Raw genomic sequence first — 17,552 nt, 5'->3', positions numbered from 1 at the left:
TTCATTCATGATAAGGGCAGAGACCCTCTGCCCCATTAATCACTTATTCTTCAACAACCCCCTGCTTGCGCAGGTAATCGTCATAAGTTCCGTGGAAATCGACGATGCCATTTTCTGTGATTTCAATGATGCGGGTCGCCAGAGACGATACAAACTGACGATCATGACTGACAAAGATCAGTGTGCCCGGATAGTTTTCCAACGCCAGGTTCAGAGATTCAATGGATTCCATATCCATGTGGTTAGTCGGCTCATCCATCAGTAATACGTTCGGTTTTTGTTGAATCAGTTTGCCGAACAACATACGGCCCTGCTCACCACCGGAAATAACGCGGACTGACTTTTTGATGTCGCTCTGGGAGAACAGCATACGGCCCAGAACACCACGGATCACCTGCTCATCGTCGCCTTCGTTCATCCATTGACTCATCCAGTCGTACAGGTTCATATCCTTATCGAACTCGTCGCTGTGGTTCTGGGCGTAGTAACCGATATCAGCGTTTTCTGACCACTGGATAGTGCCTCCCTTCGGTGCCATCTTACCGGCCAGAGTATGCAGCAATGTGGACTTGCCAATACCGTTCTGACCAATGATGGCAATGCGCTCACCTACTTCAACCATCAGGTTAACGTCGTTGAACAGCATGTTGTCCTGGTAACCCTGGGACATTTTTTCCATCACCAGCGCATTGCGGAACAGTTTCTTTTCCTGTTCAAAACGGATAAACGGATTCTGTCGGCTGGAAGGTTTAACCTCTTCGAGCTTGATCTTGTCGATCAGCCTGGCCCTGGAGGTCGCCTGTTTGGCTTTGGAAGCATTGGCAGAAAAGCGACTGACAAAACTCTGGAGCTCCGCAATCTGGGCTTTCTTCTTGGCATTATCAGCCTGCATACGCTCACGAGCCTGGGTAGCCGCAATCATGTACTCGTCGTAATTACCCGGGAACGTTCGCAGCTCACCGTAGTCCAGATCAGCCATGTGGGTGCAGACACTGTTCAGGAAGTGACGGTCGTGGGAAATAATGATCATGGTGCAGTCGCGCTGCTTGAGTACCCCTTCCAGCCAGCGGATCGCATTGATGTCCAGGTTGTTGGTGGGTTCGTCCAGCAGCATGATGTCCGGATCGGCAAACAATACCTGAGCCAACAGAACACGGAGCTTCCAGCCCGGGGCAACAGCACTCATTGGACCATAGTGTTGCTCCAGAGGAATATCCAGGCCCAGCAGCAGTTCACCGGCACGGGCTTCGGCGGAATAACCGTCCATTTCACCAAACAGAACTTCCAGATCTGCGACACGCATACCTTCTTCTTCTGTCATGTCAGCCTTGGCATAAATGCGGTCACGCTCTTCCTTGACCTTCCAGAGTTCGGCATGGCCCATGATCACGGTATCAATCACCGTGTTTTCTTCATAGGCGAACTGATCCTGGTTCAGCTTTGCAATACGCTCGTTGGGATCGTAGCTGACATTGCCGGCAGAGGGTTCCAGTTCGCCACTGATAATTTTCATCAAGGTGGACTTACCACAACCGTTAGCACCGATCAGACCGTAACGGTTGCCGTCGCCAAACTTGACGGAGATATCTTCAAAGAGGGGTTTGTCCCCGAATTGCATGGTCACATTAGACGTTATCAGCATAACCTAGCTCCCCCTTGGCGATCTGCCTGACCAGACAGCCTATACATCATTTAAAAGATAAACCGCCAATTATTACACAAATGTGCCTGTTTGGTTATCAGAGGTGCTCCATACTTCCCTGTTGATAGTGACAGTGTCCGTCAGCAAACGGCTGTGGCCTCCCGGTTTGCCGCTGGCAATAGAAGAAGGATCTCACTATTATCAGCTAACTGCCCGAGCTCTGTGCGGACATACAGGCTTATCCAAAGGAATTAATAATTTATATTCTATGACCATCTTCGCATTTCTTTCAGGCATCCTGTTAACTTGGCTGGTAATGTCAGGACTTTTGTCCCAGCTGATCAGTCTGATCGTCAATATCTGGTGGCCCCCTTCTAATGGAGAGCGTGGCATGCTGGCTGATCAGTGGCTTTTGAACAGTGGTGTATCAACTTCCTCCGGCTGGAGGCTGATCGGTTATTGGCGCGAGACTTCCGATTATGGTCATGCCTGTTCCGAGCTGGCAGGTCTGCTTGCCGATAAAGCCTGCCTCTCCAATCAGGATAAGGTGCTGGATGTGGGTTTCTCCAGCAACGATCAGCTTTTGGTCTGGCTCGATTATTATCAGGTTGATTCACTCACCGCATTGGCAGAAACAGAGCAACTGCTGGCAGGCGCCCAGGACCAGTGTGATCACTATGACCAGCTGAAGCTGGTAAGAGGCCACGAGCTGGAGCTGGCGAAGCTGGAGGCTGATTCTTTTGACAAATTGCTGGCCCTTGATTGCGCTTACCAGTTTGATAACAAATCGCGTTTTTTCAACAACGCCAGAAAAGTCCTTAAGGATGGCGGCAGCCTTACCCTGACCGATATGATACTCAGCCGCCCTTTCAGGAATCCCATGGAACGAAGAATGGTAAACCTGCTGGCAAGACCCTGTGGTATTTCTGTGAAAGGCTTAATGGTTCGGCAAAAGTATGAATTCCATCTTAAAGAAGCGGGCTTTGAAAAAGTTGAGTGTCTGGACATCAGCCAGGATGTTCTTTCGGGCTTCTGCTTCTGGTTCTCGCAGCACTATCGTCAACTGTCGCCTGTTACCCGTCCAAAAGTCTGGATTCGTTTGCGGCTGCTGGTCTGGTTTATCCGCTGGATGCAACACCGGGGATTGCTGGAATACCACGTCATATCTGCACGATGATGACAGTTATGTTTCATTATCCACAAATATTGTGGATAACCTTGTGACTTCTTTCTGGATACATCTGGAAGCCTCATTAAACGGTTTTTTTGTCAACTGATCAAAAAACAACCAACTATTTATGTAGATACTTTAAGGCTGTCGTTTAGATTCAGTCGTCGGAATGCAAAGAGTGTGGATAACCCATGCATCCCGGAAGACTGACTGTAAAATGACTCAACTCAAAGCTGGAAGAAGGGTTGCAGAAGCCTGGGAACGAGACCATTGAATCGTAAAGGTGCATCAGTGGCAATCAGACAAATGCAGTCTTCGCCTGTGTCTGCCACCGGTTGATGTTGAACGTCCGGGTCCAGATCGGCTACATCTCCAGCGCAGAATCGACCCAGCTCATCCGAATAGGAACCTCTCAATACCATGGTAAGTTCTGAGCCGGTATGCCCGTGGGAAGGCATGCAGGTGCCAGGTGCGATCTTTAACAACCGCAGGTTGCTGCCACCAGACGCTGGCAGTAAGAATTGCTTCAGGCCCGGAGCCATGTACCGCCAATGCAGATCGTCCAGGTAATAGCCGAGCAAGGGTCTGAAAGGAGCCGGTATATCGGCATCAACCGGAACATCCCGCTCCTCTCTGCTACTGACGGGAGCCTGCTCAATCTCATCAAGCAGGGCAAGAATGTCGTCTTTAGCATGGTCAGACATGGGTGCTGGTTCTAACTCTTCCAGTAAACTGATACCGACTTGTTCAGCTTCCTGAACCTGTTGTCTGCAATGACTGCAAACACTCAGATGAGCAGCAACCACAGTAGCAATGGCATCAGGCAGACTGCCCGCAGAGTAGCTCATCAGGGTGCTGAGGTCAGGATGATGTGTAGTCATTTTAACCCTCCCGCCTGACTACGAAGTTTGTTGAAAGCCAGTCTCAAGCCTGACTTGACACTGCCCAGAGGCATGTCCATGTCTTCAGAAATTTCCCGGTGGCTTTTTCCTTCGTAGTAGACCTTGTACACCAACTGAGCCTGTTGTTGAGGCAGGCTCTTGAGAGCGGACTTGATCTTTTCTGAATCAAGCTCCGCCATGGCTGGCTCAAAATGGCTTTCCGGATAATTATCTAACGGCGTCATCAAGTCCGCTTTTTCCTTTCTCAACCGATCAATCCAGAGGTTGCGTGCAATCCTGAAGATCCAGGTGGACGCCGTAGATTTCTCGGGGTCGTAACTTTTGCAATGTCTCCAGACAGAGAGCATGGTTTCCTGAACCAGCTCTTCAGCCATTTCTCCGTGTGCGCCTTTAGTCATCAAGTGTCTTTTGAGTCTGGGTGCAAAAAAACTGTACAGGAGCGCAAACGTTTGTTTGTCCCGATAGCGGCCCAGATCAACCAATGACTGCTTGAGCTTGTCTGGCATTTCAGAGTGACTGTTTTCTGAATCCATTGTGGTCTTGTTCGTAGATGGACTTATCATGAGAGTATCGTGTGTCCAGCTCATTTGTCTCTCTTTACGCTATGAAATGTCGTTTGGATCATCTGGATTCCGATTTTTTAGTGAGTGATCCAAATAAATCGTTATAGCGTAAAAATCTTGAAGATTATGTTTACAGGTCGCCCTATGACAGCTAAAGGACTCAGCATTGCTGTAATTGGATCAGGCATCAGTGGGCTTTCCAGCGCCTGGTTACTGTCCAAGCAGCATCAAGTCACTCTATTTGAAAAAGATGATCGTTTTGGAGGTCACAGTAACACGGTGATGGTTCAGGATGATGACCAGTCTATACCCGTGGATACCGGTTTTATTGTCTTCAATGATAAAACTTACCCCAATCTAACAGCTCTTTTTGACCATTTGGATGTACCTGTCACCAATACGGATATGTCTTTTGCGGTATCCATGAATAAAGGACAGACTGAATATTCCGGAACAGACCTGAATGGACTGTTTGCCCAAAGGTTGAATGCCGTTAAGCCCGGATTTCTGAAAATGTTGCTGGATATTTTCCGGTTCTATCGGTCCAGTGCCAAATTAATGAAACAGCTGGACCCATCAGTCACGCTCCGGGAACTGCTCACAGGTCGGGGCTACAGCCAACGTTTTATGGATGATCACCTGGTGCCAATGGGAGCGGCTATCTGGTCAACGCCATCCGATCGAATGCTGGATTATCCCGCCCTGGCTTTTATGCGTTTTTGCCAGAATCACGGCTTACTCCAGCTGACAAATCGTCCTCAATGGCAAACTGTCAATGGCGGTAGCAAAGAATATGTTCGCCGCATTCTGGATGACATGGACGGCCTGGCCATCAAAAATCGCTGTGTTCGAAAGGTCAAGCGCCATGCAGACCGGGTTATCATTTCTGACTTGCAGGGCGATACTCATGAGTTTGATCATGTTGTTATGGCCTGTCACGCAGATACTTCTCTGGCGATGTTGAGTGAACCCAGTGAGTTGGAACAATTACTGTTAGGATCGTTCAGTTTCCAGCGTAATCGGGCTATTTTGCACAGTGATGAACGACTGATGCCTAAACGAAAAAGAGCCTGGGCGAGCTGGAACTATTTTGGCACCCAGAGCAATGAGGGTCCTTCCGTCACTTACTGGATGAATCGTCTTCAGCATCTGGAAGGTCTTCCTCTGTTTGTCACTCTCAACCCTTCCATAGAGCCTGAATCTATTCATGGTTGCTACCTCTACGACCACCCTGTGTTTGATCGAAATGCTCTGGAGGCACAATCAAGATTATGGGAGTTACAGGGCCGTAATCGTACATGGTTCTGTGGCGCCTGGTTTGGTTTCGGTTTTCATGAAGACGGCCTTCAATCCGGGCTGGCCGTTGCCGAAGCACTGGGTGGAAAAAGAAGACCCTGGTCTGTTGAAAACCAGAATGACAGATTGATCTGGCCCGAACATGGTATCGGGAAGAGGCCGGTTTCTCATTTTACAAACAGCACTACCAACAAGGTTACAGACAGCAGTGTCAGTAATGGGAGGCGGACATGAAGTCAGCGGTCTATTGGGGACAGTTAATGCATAACCGTATTCGGCCCCGGAAGCACCGTTTCAGTTATCGGGTGGCTTCCTGGCTTATCGATCTGGATGAGCTGAATCAGCTTGATGACGAGCTCAAGCTGTTTTCAGTGAGCCGATTCAATGTGCTCTCTTTTCATCCAAAAGACTTTGCTGACGGTTCCGGAAACTGTCTCAAAACCCAGGCAACCAGGCTTTTGTTGGCATATGACATCCCGGCACCTGAACAAATCTTTATGTTGTGTTACCCCAGAGTACTTGGCTATATCTTTAATCCTCTGACGGTCTATTACTGTCTGGACTCAGAGCAGAAACTGTCTACCCTTATCTATGAGGTGTCCAACACCTTTGGTGAACGACACAGTTACGTTATACCGATAGAAAACAGTGAGGGTAAAAAAACAACCTTTCACCAGTCCGTCAAGAAGCAACTTCACGTTTCACCCTTTTTTGAAACCGAATGTGAATACCGTTTCAAGGCCCGCTTGCCCGACCAGATTCTGAAACTTGGCATTCATCTACATAATGCTGATGGCCAGCTATTTGCAGCAGTTCTCAAGGGCGAGCGACAGGCGCTCAGTGATCTGAACATTCTCAGGCAGTTGTTTGTTCTGCCATTGCAGGCTTTCAAGGTAACTCTGGCCATTCATTGGGAAGCTCTCCGGCTATTCATTAAAGGTGTTCGGGTAGTTCGCCATGTTCCAAAAGATCGCTTCTTCAGTTGGAGTCGCGGCATCACACACCGCTGGAATAGCACCCTGAAACGCACAGGAAAAACAACAACCATGAACGAACAAAAAAAGTACCAGAAACAGGGGGCGTAAATGTTGGACATCTCAGGAAAAACCCTGTCGCAGAATGGATTGCCTTCCGGGCAGAGCGCAGCTAACCTCCATGCTGAAAGAAGCGCCCACAGCGAAGGAAATGCCCTTGGCGAAAGTGAATTGTTTCTCAATAAAACATCGTCCAAAGCCGTTAATTGGCTGGTTAAACGGTTGGAGAAGGCTTCGCTGAGTCGTATTGAGTTAGTACAAAAGAACAGTGTGATAAAAATAGGTTCGTCTCTACGGGACGTACCGATTGCCAGAGTCAGAATTAATCACCCTTTCAGCATGCTCCTGGCAGCCAACCGGGGGATCATCGGGCTGGCAGAATCTTACATGAAAGGCGACTGGGATACGCCAGACCTGCAGGCTCTGCTGGACTGGGGAATGTTTAATGAAAAGCAGTTAGACAAGCAATTTTCCTCAAACTGGCTATTTCGAAAACTGAATCGATTAAGTCATCTTTTAAACAACAATAGTCGCTCAGGAAGTCGTCGCAATATTGCCGCCCATTATGATCTGGGCAATGACTTTTACCGATTGTGGCTGGACGACTCCATGACCTATTCCAGTGCCTTGTTCAGCAACAACGATGAAACACTTGAACAGGCTCAGGCCAATAAATACAGATGGGTACTGAACTGGCTGGATGTGATGCCAGAACATTCCGTGCTCGAAATCGGTTCTGGCTGGGGAGGTTTTGCCCGCTCATTACAGCAGCAGGGAGGACAGAATTATTCCGGAGTGACGCTGTCCAGAGAGCAGTTACAGTTTGCCCGTGATTCGCTTCAGCAGGATGCCGGTTTTAACTTTCAGCTAAAGGATTACCGGGATATCCAGGGACAGTACGACCGCATTGTCTCCATAGAGATGTTAGAGGCCGTGGGAGAGAACCACTGGCCCATTTATTTCCGGAAAGTGTTTGATGCCCTCAAGCCTGGCGGAGTGGCGGTGATTCAGGTGATTACCATTGATGAAGAGCGCTTCAGCGATTATCGGGCGGAAGCCGACTTTATTCAGCGTTATATCTTCCCGGGCGGCATGCTCCCGACAGACCAGGTGATCCACGACCAGTGTCATCAGGCAGGCCTGAATATCGAGAACACTCATTCCTTTGGCCGTGATTACGCCAGAACACTTTCAATCTGGGCCCAATCATTCAGGCAACACTGGCCAGAGATTGTGACTCTGGGCTTTGACGAACATTTTAAACGTATGTGGTTGTTCTACCTGGCTTATTGTGAAGCCGGCTTTAAGCAGGACAGCATTGACGTGAGACTTTATCGAATCAGTAAGCCCGGTATATGAAGCAGGCAGGGAGGTCTTAGTTATGCGGGAAGCAATACAGAAGCGATACAGGCAGGACCAACCTGTTCTAACCATTGAACAATATTTCCAGGGCACCACCTATGCCTGGGGAGAGTTTGTTGATCGCTTTGGTAAAGTGCGGAACTACTTTGAAGTCATCATGAAAGGTCGAATAGAAGACAATACACTAATACTGGATGAGGACTTTATTTATGACGATGGCACTGCATCCAACCGGCTCTGGAAAATAAAAACACTGGATGACAGCCACTACGAAGGTCAGGCAGATGATTTGATCGGTCTGGCCACAGGCAGCAGTCAGGGCAACACCTTTAACTGGACCTATGAAATGAATTTACCCATCAAGGGAATCAACTGGCGGGTGAAATTTGATGATTGGCTGTTCCTGCAGGAAAATGGCCAGATTCTCAATATTGCTGATGTCAGCAAATGGGGGTTCAGGCTGGGCACCCTGACCTTCTATTTCAGTAAAGATGCTTCGCTGATCAGTGCATCATCGCTGGAAAAACTGCAGCTTTCGAATACAGAATCAGAGAAGGAAAAATGAAGAAACTCCCATCTCTGAAAAACAAGGTAATCTGGATTACCGGTGCCAGTCAGGGAATCGGTCGCCAGCTGGCTTTAATGATGGCCCGTCAAGGTGGCACGGTCATAGCTACGGCGCGAAGTTTCGGCAATCTGGACAGGCTACAGAACGAAGCGCTTGATCTGGAGGGAGTTATTATCCCTTTGCCTGCCGACGTGACCCGTCAGGATGAGGTGACGCGAGTAGCCGAGGAGATTATGAGCCGCTTTGGTCAGGTGGATATTGCCGTATTGAATGCAGGCACATTTATCAAAACAGCAGGCGTGGATTTCAGATCCACCCATATGCGTCAACACTTCGAATTGAATGTGATGGGCGTCTGTCATTGTCTGGATGCGTTAATCCCCATGATGGTGAACCAGCAGTCGGGAACCCTGGCGATTAATGCCTCGCTGGCCGGCTATCGTGGTTTACCTGCTGCCGCCGCTTATGGGGCCAGCAAGGCAGCTCTGATCAATATGGCTGAGTCCCTGTATACGGATCTGAAACCGAAAGGTGTGGATATCAAACTGATCAACCCGGGATTTGTAAAAACCCCTCTGACGGATAAAAACACCTTTGAAATGCCTTTTCTGATGGATGTTGAGCCAGCAGCAGAAGCTATTCTGCGCGGTTTAAATGGCAAACATTTTGAAATTCGATTTCCGAAGGTGTTTGGCATGATGATGGGAATGCTCAGAATTTTGCCCTATAGAGCCTATTTTGGTGTGACCGGTCGGCTGAATCAATAATGGTCTCTTCAGGTTGTGCCAGAATGGACTCAACGGCACCCTGTTTCGGAGACTTGGGAGGCTGATCAACCAATAACAGATCTCACTCTTTATGAAATTTGCCAAGTACCTCATCATCCTGACCGCTGTCCTGGCTGCCATTGTCTGGTTTGGGGTAATGGATTCGTTCAGCCCATTGGCGAGAGAGGATATTACCCACCCCGTATTTACCATTGGTGATGCCAGCTATCAGAGCGCCCTGTCGAAAGGGAAAAATATCATCAAGTTTGGACCTATGTTCTGGGGGTTATATCCCGGTGGATTGGCGTTTAAAAGTGCCAGAAAAGCCACAGCTTTTATGCAAAATAACCAAACTGAACTGGATAACTTTTCCTCCGGTTGGGCAGTTTACGAATTGACCGGGGATTTTGAAATGGATACACATTCATCAGCCCAGCATCGCTATTTAAATCAATCGTTACTGGTCAGGCGGCGAGTGGGCCAGCCTTAGCCAATACAAAAGCTCTAACATGTTCGGCTGGGCAAGGGTTTAAGGCGTTTTTGCTAAAGCTCGTCTATTTCCCCCAAATACACCTCTGCCTGATGAGTAATAACTGCCCGTTCATCACCGGACTGTTTGTCCCAGTTCTTGTAAATCATACCGATTCTGGGGTTCTTGCTCAGTTGCTCTCTGTGTTTCACCATAAAATGCCAGTAAAGACTGTTGAATGGGCAGGCCCGCTCACCGGTTTTTCGCTTCACGTCGTAGTGACAGCTTTTGCAGTAGTCACTCATCTTGTTGATGTAGTTACCGCTGGCGGCATAGGGTTTTGAAGCCAGCAAACCATCGTCTGCAAACTGGCTCATGCCACGGGTGTTTGGGAGTTCGACCCACTCAATAGCGTCCACATAAATGCCCAGGTACCACTCATCAACCTGACCGGGGTCGATTCCTGCCAACAAACAGAATGTGCCGGTAATCATCAATCTCTGGATATGGTGGGCATAGGCATAATCCAGAGACTGACCAATCGCCTCCTGCAGACAGGTCATTCGGGTTTCGCCGGTCCAGAAAAAGTCCGGCAATGCACGCTGAGCCTTGAAGTAGTTGAGTGAGGAATATTCTGGCATGTTGACCCAGTAAATGCCCCGAACGTACTCCCGCCAGCCAAGAATCTGTCGGACAAATCCTTCCACCTGGGCAATGGAGATGGACTCGGGGTCTGCTCGCCAGGCTCTGACTGCGGCCTGAATCACCTGCATTGGGGTCAGCATTTTACTGTTCAGGGCAAAGGACAGACGAGAGTGATAGAGGCTCCATTTTTTATCACTCCGGTGAGTCATAGCGTCCTGAAACTGCCCGAACCGCGGCAATCCGTGTTGACAGAAGTAACGCAGTTGTTTGAGTGACTGCTGCCTCGTAATCGGCCAGATCAGCTCGGGAGTGGCTTTACCAAAATATTGAATATTTTGTCTGTTCAGCCTTTCCAGAATGCCTGTCACCGGATTACTGAACACCAGTGGCTCCGGGATCTCTTCAAGATCACTGGCTTTGAAGTAGTTACGGTTCTCCTGGTCATAATTCCACTGTCTGCCTTCTGGCTGATCGCCGTCCATCAGAATGTCGAATCGCTTTCGCATCTTGCGATAAAAGTGCTCCATCCTTGTGGCTTTGCCCTGAGAGAAATAGCTCGAAAGCTCATCAAACGGCAGTAGAAAGTGTTCGCTATCGACTTCCTGGACAGGGACACCGATATTCATGTCCTGCAACTGCCTCAGAAGCCGGTATTCATCGGCTCTCTGGTATTGAAACCGCTTGATCCCGTGGGTTTTGACCAGCGCTCGCAGAAGGGATGGCAAATCCTCGTATTGAGCCGTCTCATCGAGGGTTAAATGCAAAACCTCATGGCCGGACTTTGCCAGTGCCGCAGCAAAGGCTTCCATCGCTGCAAAGAAGGCACAGATCTTTTGTACATGGTGCTTTACATAGGAGGCTTCCTGATAGAGCTCTGCTATCAGATAGAGGGTATCCGGCTCTTTGTTACTGAACCAGCTATGGCCAGCGTATAGCTGGTCTCCGAGGATGAGCCTCAGTGTTGAATAGGTTTTCATAGAACCTTCGCAAGTATCTGCCTACATCCTTACCTTTAATGCCTTCTGGGGCAAGAGGAACTTTCTCACCCTTAGTCGTGTCTAAATTATTAAACGGATTTACTATCAGGAGGTACCATTATGAAGTATTTATGGACAATTCTATTGATTCTGGCCCTGCCACTTAAAGCTCCAGCGGAAGAAATCAATCAGGGAATGATTGATATGGTTTCCACAGCCTACGGTTTGAGCGTATCGGGCGCCTATCCCGAGACTGCTTTAGTGGTCGGCAATTCTGCTTATTATGAACAAATGCTCGCTGCCGGAGCCATCGGTAACGACCACTCTGTGGACCCTGCTTTCTCTGAAGCCTATACAGCTCTTGGAGCCAAGGCTGAGGAGAATTTTTCCAAACTCTGTGAAGCCTATAAATTGTCAGCTTCCGAGAGTAAACCGACGGCACAGGATGTTCTGGATGCCATGAAGGCGCTGGACTTCGGCAGGCAATTTAATGCCGGCATTGAGGCATCCCGCAACAGAGATGACGGGCTCTTACTTTACAAAACGCCTTCCCTGATTAAAAAAGCTTTTAAGTCACTCCTGCCCTCTCGTGCAAGAAGTTTCAGAAAGCTCATAGAAAGCAGCCATGCCAGAACCATGATTTTCAATATCAATAAAGATCTTCTTAATTTACTGGGCATCGGTTCAAAGGCACGTACTGACCAGGTTAATGACATCGTCAGCTTTACCTCGAACAGCAAAGATTCAAGACTCATAAGGAGCAACACCGGCAATGCCGAGGGCATGAGCAAGGGGTTTAATGCCGTAGCCGGTGGATCTGGCCTGCAACTAAGTAAAGTAGACCCCGGAAAAGTCGTCAGCCATTACAGTGGCAAAAGTCAGGCTGATGTCATCATTGCTGCCGTTACAGAGCACGCTGCAAAACATGAAGACGTCGTCTACCTGCTGGCATTTTATGGTCAGTCCAAATACCAGTATTTCACCGTCAGCATTGCCAGGGGGTTCATCAACATTACCTTTGCGGCTGATGATAACAAACCGATTCCGGTCGTCATTGCCTCAATGCCCGCAAGCAGAGTCGATTATTCAACCCTGGCGGCAGCCATTAATGACTTTATGAGAGGCAAGGATGAAGTGCCGGATCTGCTGGGAATCTGGAGAATGGCTGACCTGTAAACTCGCTTGATTCCGGGCTAATTGTTCATGAGAGCCTGCCGGGGCGTCAAAGTTAATCCCCTTTTCTGGGAAAAAGCTTGTGACGAACCCAGCCTCTCAGGCTATTCCCCCCCAAAACATAGCGATCCAGTTCCTCCTGCATGTGAAGGAAACGATCGCTGTCCCGAAACATAAATTCTCTTTTCAGCATCCGGCGTTGGGGGTTCAGCTTTTTAATGACTTTGGCCGGATTGCCTCCCACTACCGTATTGGGAGGCACGTCTTTCACAACCACCGCACCTGCTGCCACAACACTGTTCTCGCCTATGGTGATACCCTTGCCAACTTTTGCACCATGCCCTACCCAGACATTATCTTCCAGCACAATAGGTTTGCTGCAACGGAAGGGGCGCAGACGGTTATAGAGACCGTGCCAGTCGCTGTCGGATATGTAGCAATCGGCGGCTAACATACAGTTGTCACCAATGGTAATGCTGGCTGCTGAAGATATTGTAGTTCCCGGAGATATCAGGCAATGATCACCTATTTTGATATCACCCTGGATTCCCCGGCCGCTCCAGGTGGAAAGACTGACCGGGTTATGGCGGATACTGATCAGGTGGACAAAACGACCAATGGAAATACCGGCACCATGAACATTGACAGTAGAAGGGTGAACCACCATGGGGTGTTCGCCCAGATGTTCAAAATGTTTGCTGAAAAAGTGCCGGATATAAAACCGCTGCCAGCGGTCTGAGAGCACCTTGATCCAGAAAGGTTTATGATTTTTACGCACTGTCCAAGCCTGATTTGTTATTATGCCTTTGCAGCCAGTCATCTGACTGAACTACTTCCGACGTATAAATTGAAAAAAACGAACGACCTTTTTACAGACAGGTCTTTTACAAACGGGTCTTTTACAAGCTATGCCTCTAAAACTGCCACTCAATATCGATTCGGTTAAAGGCTTTCTGGCACCGGATGAAGGTGAAGCACTTTATCAGTTCGCCCTGAAAGCCAGCCAGCTGGGCCCCTGTCTGGAAATTGGCAGTTACTGTGGCAAGTCTACGGTCTACCTGGGTGTTGCCTGTCAGCAAAATAACAGTGTGCTCTACGCCGTCGATCACCACCGGGGTTCAGAAGAGCACCAGCTGGGAGAAGAGTACCATGACAGTGACCTCTACGATGCCAGCATTCAACAGATGGATAGCTTTAAAGCGTTCCGAACCACAATGCGCGAAGCCAAACTGGAAGATACGGTTGTCCCTGTTGTTGCACCTTCAGCGGTAGCATCCCGTCACTGGGCCACGCCTCTGGGCATGGTGTTTATTGACGGCGGTCACAGTGAAGCAGCCGCCCGGACAGATTTTCGCAGCTGGGTCAGCTTTATCAAGCCCCGCGGCATTCTGGCCATACACGATATCTTCCCCGATCCGAAAGACGGTGGGCAGGCGCCTTACAATATCTGGAAGCTGGCGAAAGCCTCCGGATTGTTTGAAGAGCTGCCCATGGTCAACACTTTGGGGCTTTTCCGCCGCCTTTAATTGTTGACTGCTGCCAGAGCTTCTTCGGTTTCTGGCAGTTCCACTTCCGGTTTTATCTCCAGACTCGATTCCAGAAACAGACGGGAAGCGGCTGTGTGTTCGGTCAGAGCATCGGCTGCCAGCAAAATAGCACCGGCAGTCCAGGTCGTTTTTTCCTGCGGCCAGATCACCTCTTCAACGTATTGATAGCCTGTCCAATAGCCGCCATCACTGTCACGCCAGTTGTGCAACCAGCTATAGAGCTGAGTGGCTTTCTGCTTTTCACCGGCAGCCAGCAGCGCCATGGTCAGCTCGCAGGATTCAGCGATGGTGACCCAGGGTTGATCGCTGACACAGAGACAGCCCATGTCTTTACGTACAAACTTGTCCCAGAATGTCTGGATTCGGTCACGGGCTTCCTGACCACGGAAGACACCGGCCAGAATGGGATAAAACCAGTCCATGGAAAAACGCTCTTTGCTTTCCCAGGTGCGGTCGAAGTACTCGGGATGGAATTTCAGAGCCTGCCCCAACTGTTGCCAGGCATTGAGCCATGGCTCAACCTTCCTGTTCAGCGCTTGAGCGATCAGAATGGCGCATTCGAGACTTTTCAGAACCGAAGAGCAGCCTGTAATCAGCGCATCTTTGTGTGGCTCACCATCTTCCATGACCGCCCAGTAAATCTCACCAGTAAACGACTGTTGTCGTAGTACAAACTGGATGGCACTTTCGACCATGGGCCAGTTCAGTTCCAGAAACCCGATATTTTCAGTAATCAGATAGTGATGCCAGACACCGGTCGCCACATAGGCGACAAAGTTCGTTTCTCGCTTATCACTGTATAGAGGCTTGCCGTCCTGATAGTTGGCGAACCAGCTGCCATCTTCCAGCTGCTCTTTTCGCAGCCAGCCATAGGCGCTTTCAGCTTCAGAATAATGACCAATAATACTCAGTCCCATGGTCGCTTCGGTATGATCCCAGGGGTCCAGCTTGCCACCGGTAAACCAGGGAATGCTGCCATCTTCCTGCTGTACAGAGAGGATGTGCTCTGCCGTTTTGTTGAGAAAATCTCTTGGGAACAGGCCTTTGGTCAGCAGCAGGCTATCCATAACAGACCTCCTTGTTGGTATCGTTGGATTTACCTCTGCCTGACTCCCACTCGAAGTACATCACGACACTTTTTCCCATGACCGGATCAAGCAGCTTTTCGGTAATGCGGGTCACCTTCGGCTTTTTCATAAGATCCCATACCAGCAGTTTGTGATAGTGATCGACCAGTTTAGAGGGCTGTTCCCATTTCCAGCACTTCAGCCACCAGTAGGGAACGTGCAGGGCGTGAGCCCAGTGTCGTGAATAACGACGCCAGCCAAGCGATTCGATATCATGGCGCAGATGCGTGGCGTTGAAGATGCGAATATGGCCACCTTCCACCTCATGGTATGCTTTGCTCAGTCGCCAGCAGATCTCTTCCGGCCAGGCTCTGGGCACACTGACTGCCAGCAAACCATCGGGCTTCAATACCCGTTTGATCTCGGCCAGCACCCCCAGGTAATCGGGAATATGCTCCAACACTTCGGAACAGATTATTTTGTCGAACGTGTCGTCTTCAAAAGGCAATTCCAGAGCGTTGCCCTGAATAAAACGAAGACTGCGACCGTCTTCTGCCCCCTGCAGAAATTGTTCAGACTCCTGCTGCCTGTCACGGGCTGTTTGCAAGTCTTTTTCGCAAAGGTCCAAACCTGTCACATCCACTCTGACCTTCAGCCAGGCTGCGATGGAGTGACGGCCCTCACCGCAACCCACGTCCAGCACTTTATCGCCACTGCGTAACTTCAGACGATTAAAATCTATGGTTTGCATATTGTTTCAGTTATCCTCTGGCATCACCCGCTGACAGCGGTTCGCTGGTCAGGCTCTGCATCGGCAGCGATTGTGGCTTTTAATTCTTCGGGTTCTTGTTCAGTATCCAACAGGTTCAGGTAATACTGGCTGAACTGTCTGGCGGCTAGTTTCCAGCAGAAGGTATCCAGAATTCGTTGTCGGCCAAGCTGGCCGTATTTCATCCGCTGTTCAGGGTTTTCCAACAGTGTCCGCAAGGCTTGTGCCAGGGCTTTGCTGTTGCCAGCCCGGACAATCAGGCCAGCATCTCCCACAACTTCAGGGAGAGCTCCTCCGTCTGAAGAAATTACCGCACATCCACAGGACATGGCTTCTCCGGCCGGCAGCCCAAAACCCTCATAGAGTGAAGGGGTCACAGCAATGGCGGCCTGGGAATAGTATTCCACCATTTGTTCAGTGGAAATGCCGGACACAAAAGTTACCACTGAACCAAGATTCAGTTGTTTCAACTGCCGCTCTGTCTGACCACCTGCTCTCAGTTTGCCTACCACCAGCAGTTCCAGCTCAGGATAGTCCGGTTTTAACAAAGCCATGGCTTCCAGAAGGTGTTTTAAACCTTTCAAAGGCTGGTCCGCAGAGGCTGTTGTCATAATTCTGAACGGCTTGCGTTCGATATGGGGTTGAGGACTGAAGACTTCGGTATCAATCCCATTATAAATAAGACTAATGTCGTCAGCTGGACGCTCAAAGGCTTCAGCAATATCCCCCCGGGACTGTTCCGAAACAGTGACAATGTGCTTCAGTTCACGAACCACTCTGCCCTGCATGGTCAGGAAAGAATACCAGCGACGGGTCAACAGACGATGCTTCCAGTCAGGCGCGGCATCCAGAGCCAGCTGTTTGTCGCGGGTTATGGGGTGATGGACGGTGGCGACAACAGGAATACCCTGTTTTTGCAGGTCCAGAAGGCCATAGCCCAGACTCTGGTTGTCATGAATAATGTCGTAGTCATGACCGTTTTTGTGCAGATATTTCACGACACGACGGGTAAATGTGTAGGGCTCGGCAAAGCCTCCGGTCAGCATGGCCCACCATTCAAAAAAATCAGACCAGGATTTCAGGTGTCTGGGTCTCAGGGCTGTGACATGACTTTCCTGGCTGAACAGATCCAGACTGGGGATTTCAATCAGTCCCACCCGGGGATCAAGATCCGGATAGGGAGGGCCGGAAATAACATCCACCTGATGGCCAGCTTCGACCAGAGCCTTGCTCAGGTATTTGAGGTAGATGCCCTGACCGCCCACGAAAGGATGACTTCGATAACACAGCAGACAGATTTTAAGCGACCTGGCAGGCTGTTTAGATACCTCAGACGACAGAGGGCTTGCTGACGTCAGTGTGTTGGGTAGTTTTTCTTGTATGGTCATTGAATAACCTGTCACCAGACTGGTTTATGGGCTTGAAACAGCGCAGTTTGCTGAATGTGACGGGACAAAGGCCACCGTTTTCTACCCGTATCATTTGCGGGTGAGTCCTTTCTGTCAGACTCGGACAGGCTCCTGATCGTCAGGGTCGTGGGAAAATAGCATAAAGTGAAGCGGGCGTGAAATGGCGGGTGCATATCGAATGAATCTCTGAG

Annotated in this window: 17 protein-coding genes; 9 read left to right on the top strand and 8 right to left on the bottom strand. The window is 49.5% G+C overall.

What is annotated here, in order from left to right; genetic code table 11:
* Window positions 1-43 precede the first annotated feature (43 nt).
* Window positions 44-1,642 carry an ABC-F family ATPase gene (locus ACOJUN_RS12210; protein ID WP_422136874.1) on the bottom strand — a complete coding sequence of 533 codons (1,599 nt, stop codon included), beginning with the start codon at window positions 1,640-1,642 and terminating at the stop codon, window positions 44-46.
* A gap of 328 nt (window positions 1,643-1,970) precedes the next feature.
* On the opposite strand from ACOJUN_RS12210, the gene ACOJUN_RS12205 reads away from it, so the two are divergent.
* The gene (locus ACOJUN_RS12205) at window positions 1,971-2,819 is read left to right on the top strand and encodes a methyltransferase domain-containing protein (protein ID WP_422136873.1); all 849 of its coding nucleotides are present in this window, start codon (window positions 1,971-1,973) and stop codon (window positions 2,817-2,819) included.
* 221 nt (window positions 2,820-3,040) lie between these two features.
* Here ACOJUN_RS12205 and ACOJUN_RS12200 read toward each other — a convergent pair whose 3' ends face one another.
* Window positions 3,041-3,694: a ChrR family anti-sigma-E factor gene (locus ACOJUN_RS12200; RefSeq protein ID WP_422136872.1), complete on the bottom strand. Its 654-nt coding sequence runs from the start codon at window positions 3,692-3,694 to the stop codon at window positions 3,041-3,043.
* Window positions 3,691-4,302, bottom strand: coding sequence for a sigma-70 family RNA polymerase sigma factor (locus ACOJUN_RS12195; RefSeq protein ID WP_422136871.1), 612 nt, complete (start codon window positions 4,300-4,302; stop codon window positions 3,691-3,693). The genes ACOJUN_RS12200 and ACOJUN_RS12195 overlap by 4 nt, the downstream gene beginning before the upstream one ends.
* Before the next feature lie 120 nt (window positions 4,303-4,422).
* Here ACOJUN_RS12195 and ACOJUN_RS12190 point away from each other — a divergent pair, with 120 nt between their 5' ends.
* The 6 genes from ACOJUN_RS12190 to ACOJUN_RS12165 all read left to right on the top strand — a co-directional run bounded on the left by ACOJUN_RS12190 (window position 4,423) and on the right by ACOJUN_RS12165 (window position 9,795).
* Complete coding sequence (locus ACOJUN_RS12190; protein WP_422136870.1) at window positions 4,423-5,808, top strand: NAD(P)/FAD-dependent oxidoreductase; 1,386 nt, start codon at window positions 4,423-4,425, stop codon at window positions 5,806-5,808.
* Window positions 5,805-6,659: a DUF1365 domain-containing protein gene (locus ACOJUN_RS12185; protein ID WP_422136869.1), complete on the top strand. Its 855-nt coding sequence runs from the start codon at window positions 5,805-5,807 to the stop codon at window positions 6,657-6,659. The genes ACOJUN_RS12190 and ACOJUN_RS12185 overlap by 4 nt, the downstream gene beginning before the upstream one ends.
* Window positions 6,660-7,967 (top strand): class I SAM-dependent methyltransferase, encoded by a 1,308-nt coding sequence (locus ACOJUN_RS12180; protein ID WP_422136868.1) that lies wholly within the window; start codon window positions 6,660-6,662, stop codon window positions 7,965-7,967.
* Window positions 7,968-7,989: 22 nt separating this feature from the next.
* Window positions 7,990-8,535 (top strand): DUF3833 family protein, encoded by a 546-nt coding sequence (locus tag ACOJUN_RS12175; RefSeq protein WP_422136867.1) that lies wholly within the window; start codon window positions 7,990-7,992, stop codon window positions 8,533-8,535.
* Window positions 8,532-9,305, top strand: a complete 774-nt coding sequence (locus ACOJUN_RS12170) for an SDR family NAD(P)-dependent oxidoreductase (RefSeq protein WP_422136866.1) — start codon at window positions 8,532-8,534, stop codon at window positions 9,303-9,305. Before ACOJUN_RS12175 ends, ACOJUN_RS12170 begins: the two co-directional genes overlap by 4 nt.
* A 91-nt stretch (window positions 9,306-9,396) precedes the next feature.
* Window positions 9,397-9,795, top strand: coding sequence for a hypothetical protein (locus ACOJUN_RS12165; protein ID WP_422136865.1), 399 nt, complete (start codon window positions 9,397-9,399; stop codon window positions 9,793-9,795).
* Between the two features lie 53 nt (window positions 9,796-9,848).
* On the opposite strand, the gene ACOJUN_RS12160 is transcribed toward ACOJUN_RS12165, so the two are convergent.
* Window positions 9,849-11,396 (bottom strand): cryptochrome/photolyase family protein, encoded by a 1,548-nt coding sequence (locus ACOJUN_RS12160; protein WP_422136864.1) that lies wholly within the window; start codon window positions 11,394-11,396, stop codon window positions 9,849-9,851.
* Window positions 11,397-11,516: 120 nt separating this feature from the next.
* Here ACOJUN_RS12160 and ACOJUN_RS12155 point away from each other — a divergent pair, with 120 nt between their 5' ends.
* A complete protein-coding gene (locus ACOJUN_RS12155) occupies window positions 11,517-12,572 on the top strand; it encodes a hypothetical protein (RefSeq protein ID WP_422136863.1) in 1,056 nt (351 codons plus the stop codon).
* Window positions 12,573-12,624: 52 nt separating this feature from the next.
* On the opposite strand, the gene ACOJUN_RS12150 is transcribed toward ACOJUN_RS12155, so the two are convergent.
* The gene (locus ACOJUN_RS12150; protein ID WP_422136862.1) at window positions 12,625-13,347 is read right to left on the bottom strand and encodes an acyltransferase; all 723 of its coding nucleotides are present in this window, start codon (window positions 13,345-13,347) and stop codon (window positions 12,625-12,627) included.
* Window positions 13,348-13,477: 130 nt separating this feature from the next.
* Here ACOJUN_RS12150 and ACOJUN_RS12145 point away from each other — a divergent pair, with 130 nt between their 5' ends.
* On the top strand, window positions 13,478-14,095 hold the full coding sequence (locus tag ACOJUN_RS12145; protein WP_422136861.1) for a class I SAM-dependent methyltransferase: 618 nt from the start codon (window positions 13,478-13,480) through the stop codon (window positions 14,093-14,095).
* Here ACOJUN_RS12145 and ACOJUN_RS12140 read toward each other — a convergent pair.
* From ACOJUN_RS12140 to ACOJUN_RS12130, 3 genes are read right to left on the bottom strand one after another with little or no spacing between them, the layout of a single operon-like run.
* Window positions 14,092-15,183 (bottom strand): prenyltransferase/squalene oxidase repeat-containing protein, encoded by a 1,092-nt coding sequence (locus ACOJUN_RS12140; protein ID WP_422136860.1) that lies wholly within the window; start codon window positions 15,181-15,183, stop codon window positions 14,092-14,094. The genes ACOJUN_RS12145 and ACOJUN_RS12140 overlap by 4 nt on opposite strands.
* Window positions 15,176-15,934: a class I SAM-dependent methyltransferase gene (locus tag ACOJUN_RS12135; protein WP_422136859.1), complete on the bottom strand. Its 759-nt coding sequence runs from the start codon at window positions 15,932-15,934 to the stop codon at window positions 15,176-15,178. Before ACOJUN_RS12135 ends, ACOJUN_RS12140 begins: the two co-directional genes overlap by 8 nt.
* Window positions 15,935-15,957: 23 nt before the next feature.
* Window positions 15,958-17,340, bottom strand: a complete 1,383-nt coding sequence (locus tag ACOJUN_RS12130; RefSeq protein WP_422136858.1) for a glycosyltransferase family 4 protein — start codon at window positions 17,338-17,340, stop codon at window positions 15,958-15,960.
* Window positions 17,341-17,552 lie beyond the last annotated feature (212 nt).

The organism is Endozoicomonas sp. ALD040 (assembly GCF_049275945.1).
GTDB lineage: Bacteria > Pseudomonadota > Gammaproteobacteria > Pseudomonadales > Endozoicomonadaceae > Endozoicomonas_A.
Note: the sequence above shows the minus strand (reverse complement) of the source record. Positions and strands in the feature narration are given on the sequence as shown.

Excerpts from the sequence above, each read along its gene's own strand:
- ACOJUN_RS12175 (WP_422136867.1), top strand. The coding sequence starts at position 7,990 with ATGCGGGAAGCAATACAGAAGCGATACAGGCAGGACCAACCTGTTCTA.
- ACOJUN_RS12185 (WP_422136869.1), top strand. The coding sequence starts at position 5,805 with ATGAAGTCAGCGGTCTATTGGGGACAGTTAATGCATAACCGTATTCGG.
- ACOJUN_RS12165 (WP_422136865.1), top strand. The coding sequence starts at position 9,397 with ATGAAATTTGCCAAGTACCTCATCATCCTGACCGCTGTCCTGGCTGCC.
- ACOJUN_RS12195 (WP_422136871.1), bottom strand. The coding sequence starts at position 4,302 with ATGAGCTGGACACACGATACTCTCATGATAAGTCCATCTACGAACAAG.
- ACOJUN_RS12190 (WP_422136870.1), top strand. The coding sequence starts at position 4,423 with ATGACAGCTAAAGGACTCAGCATTGCTGTAATTGGATCAGGCATCAGT.
- ACOJUN_RS12145 (WP_422136861.1), top strand. The coding sequence starts at position 13,478 with ATGCCTCTAAAACTGCCACTCAATATCGATTCGGTTAAAGGCTTTCTG.
- ACOJUN_RS12140 (WP_422136860.1), bottom strand. The coding sequence starts at position 15,183 with ATGGATAGCCTGCTGCTGACCAAAGGCCTGTTCCCAAGAGATTTTCTC.
- ACOJUN_RS12155 (WP_422136863.1), top strand. The coding sequence starts at position 11,517 with ATGAAGTATTTATGGACAATTCTATTGATTCTGGCCCTGCCACTTAAA.
- ACOJUN_RS12135 (WP_422136859.1), bottom strand. The coding sequence starts at position 15,934 with ATGCAAACCATAGATTTTAATCGTCTGAAGTTACGCAGTGGCGATAAA.
- ACOJUN_RS12170 (WP_422136866.1), top strand. The coding sequence starts at position 8,532 with ATGAAGAAACTCCCATCTCTGAAAAACAAGGTAATCTGGATTACCGGT.
- ACOJUN_RS12180 (WP_422136868.1), top strand. The coding sequence starts at position 6,660 with ATGTTGGACATCTCAGGAAAAACCCTGTCGCAGAATGGATTGCCTTCC.
- ACOJUN_RS12160 (WP_422136864.1), bottom strand. The coding sequence starts at position 11,396 with ATGAAAACCTATTCAACACTGAGGCTCATCCTCGGAGACCAGCTATAC.
- ACOJUN_RS12130 (WP_422136858.1), bottom strand. The coding sequence starts at position 17,340 with ATGACCATACAAGAAAAACTACCCAACACACTGACGTCAGCAAGCCCT.
- ACOJUN_RS12200 (WP_422136872.1), bottom strand. The coding sequence starts at position 3,694 with ATGACTACACATCATCCTGACCTCAGCACCCTGATGAGCTACTCTGCG.
- ACOJUN_RS12210 (WP_422136874.1), bottom strand. The coding sequence starts at position 1,642 with ATGCTGATAACGTCTAATGTGACCATGCAATTCGGGGACAAACCCCTC.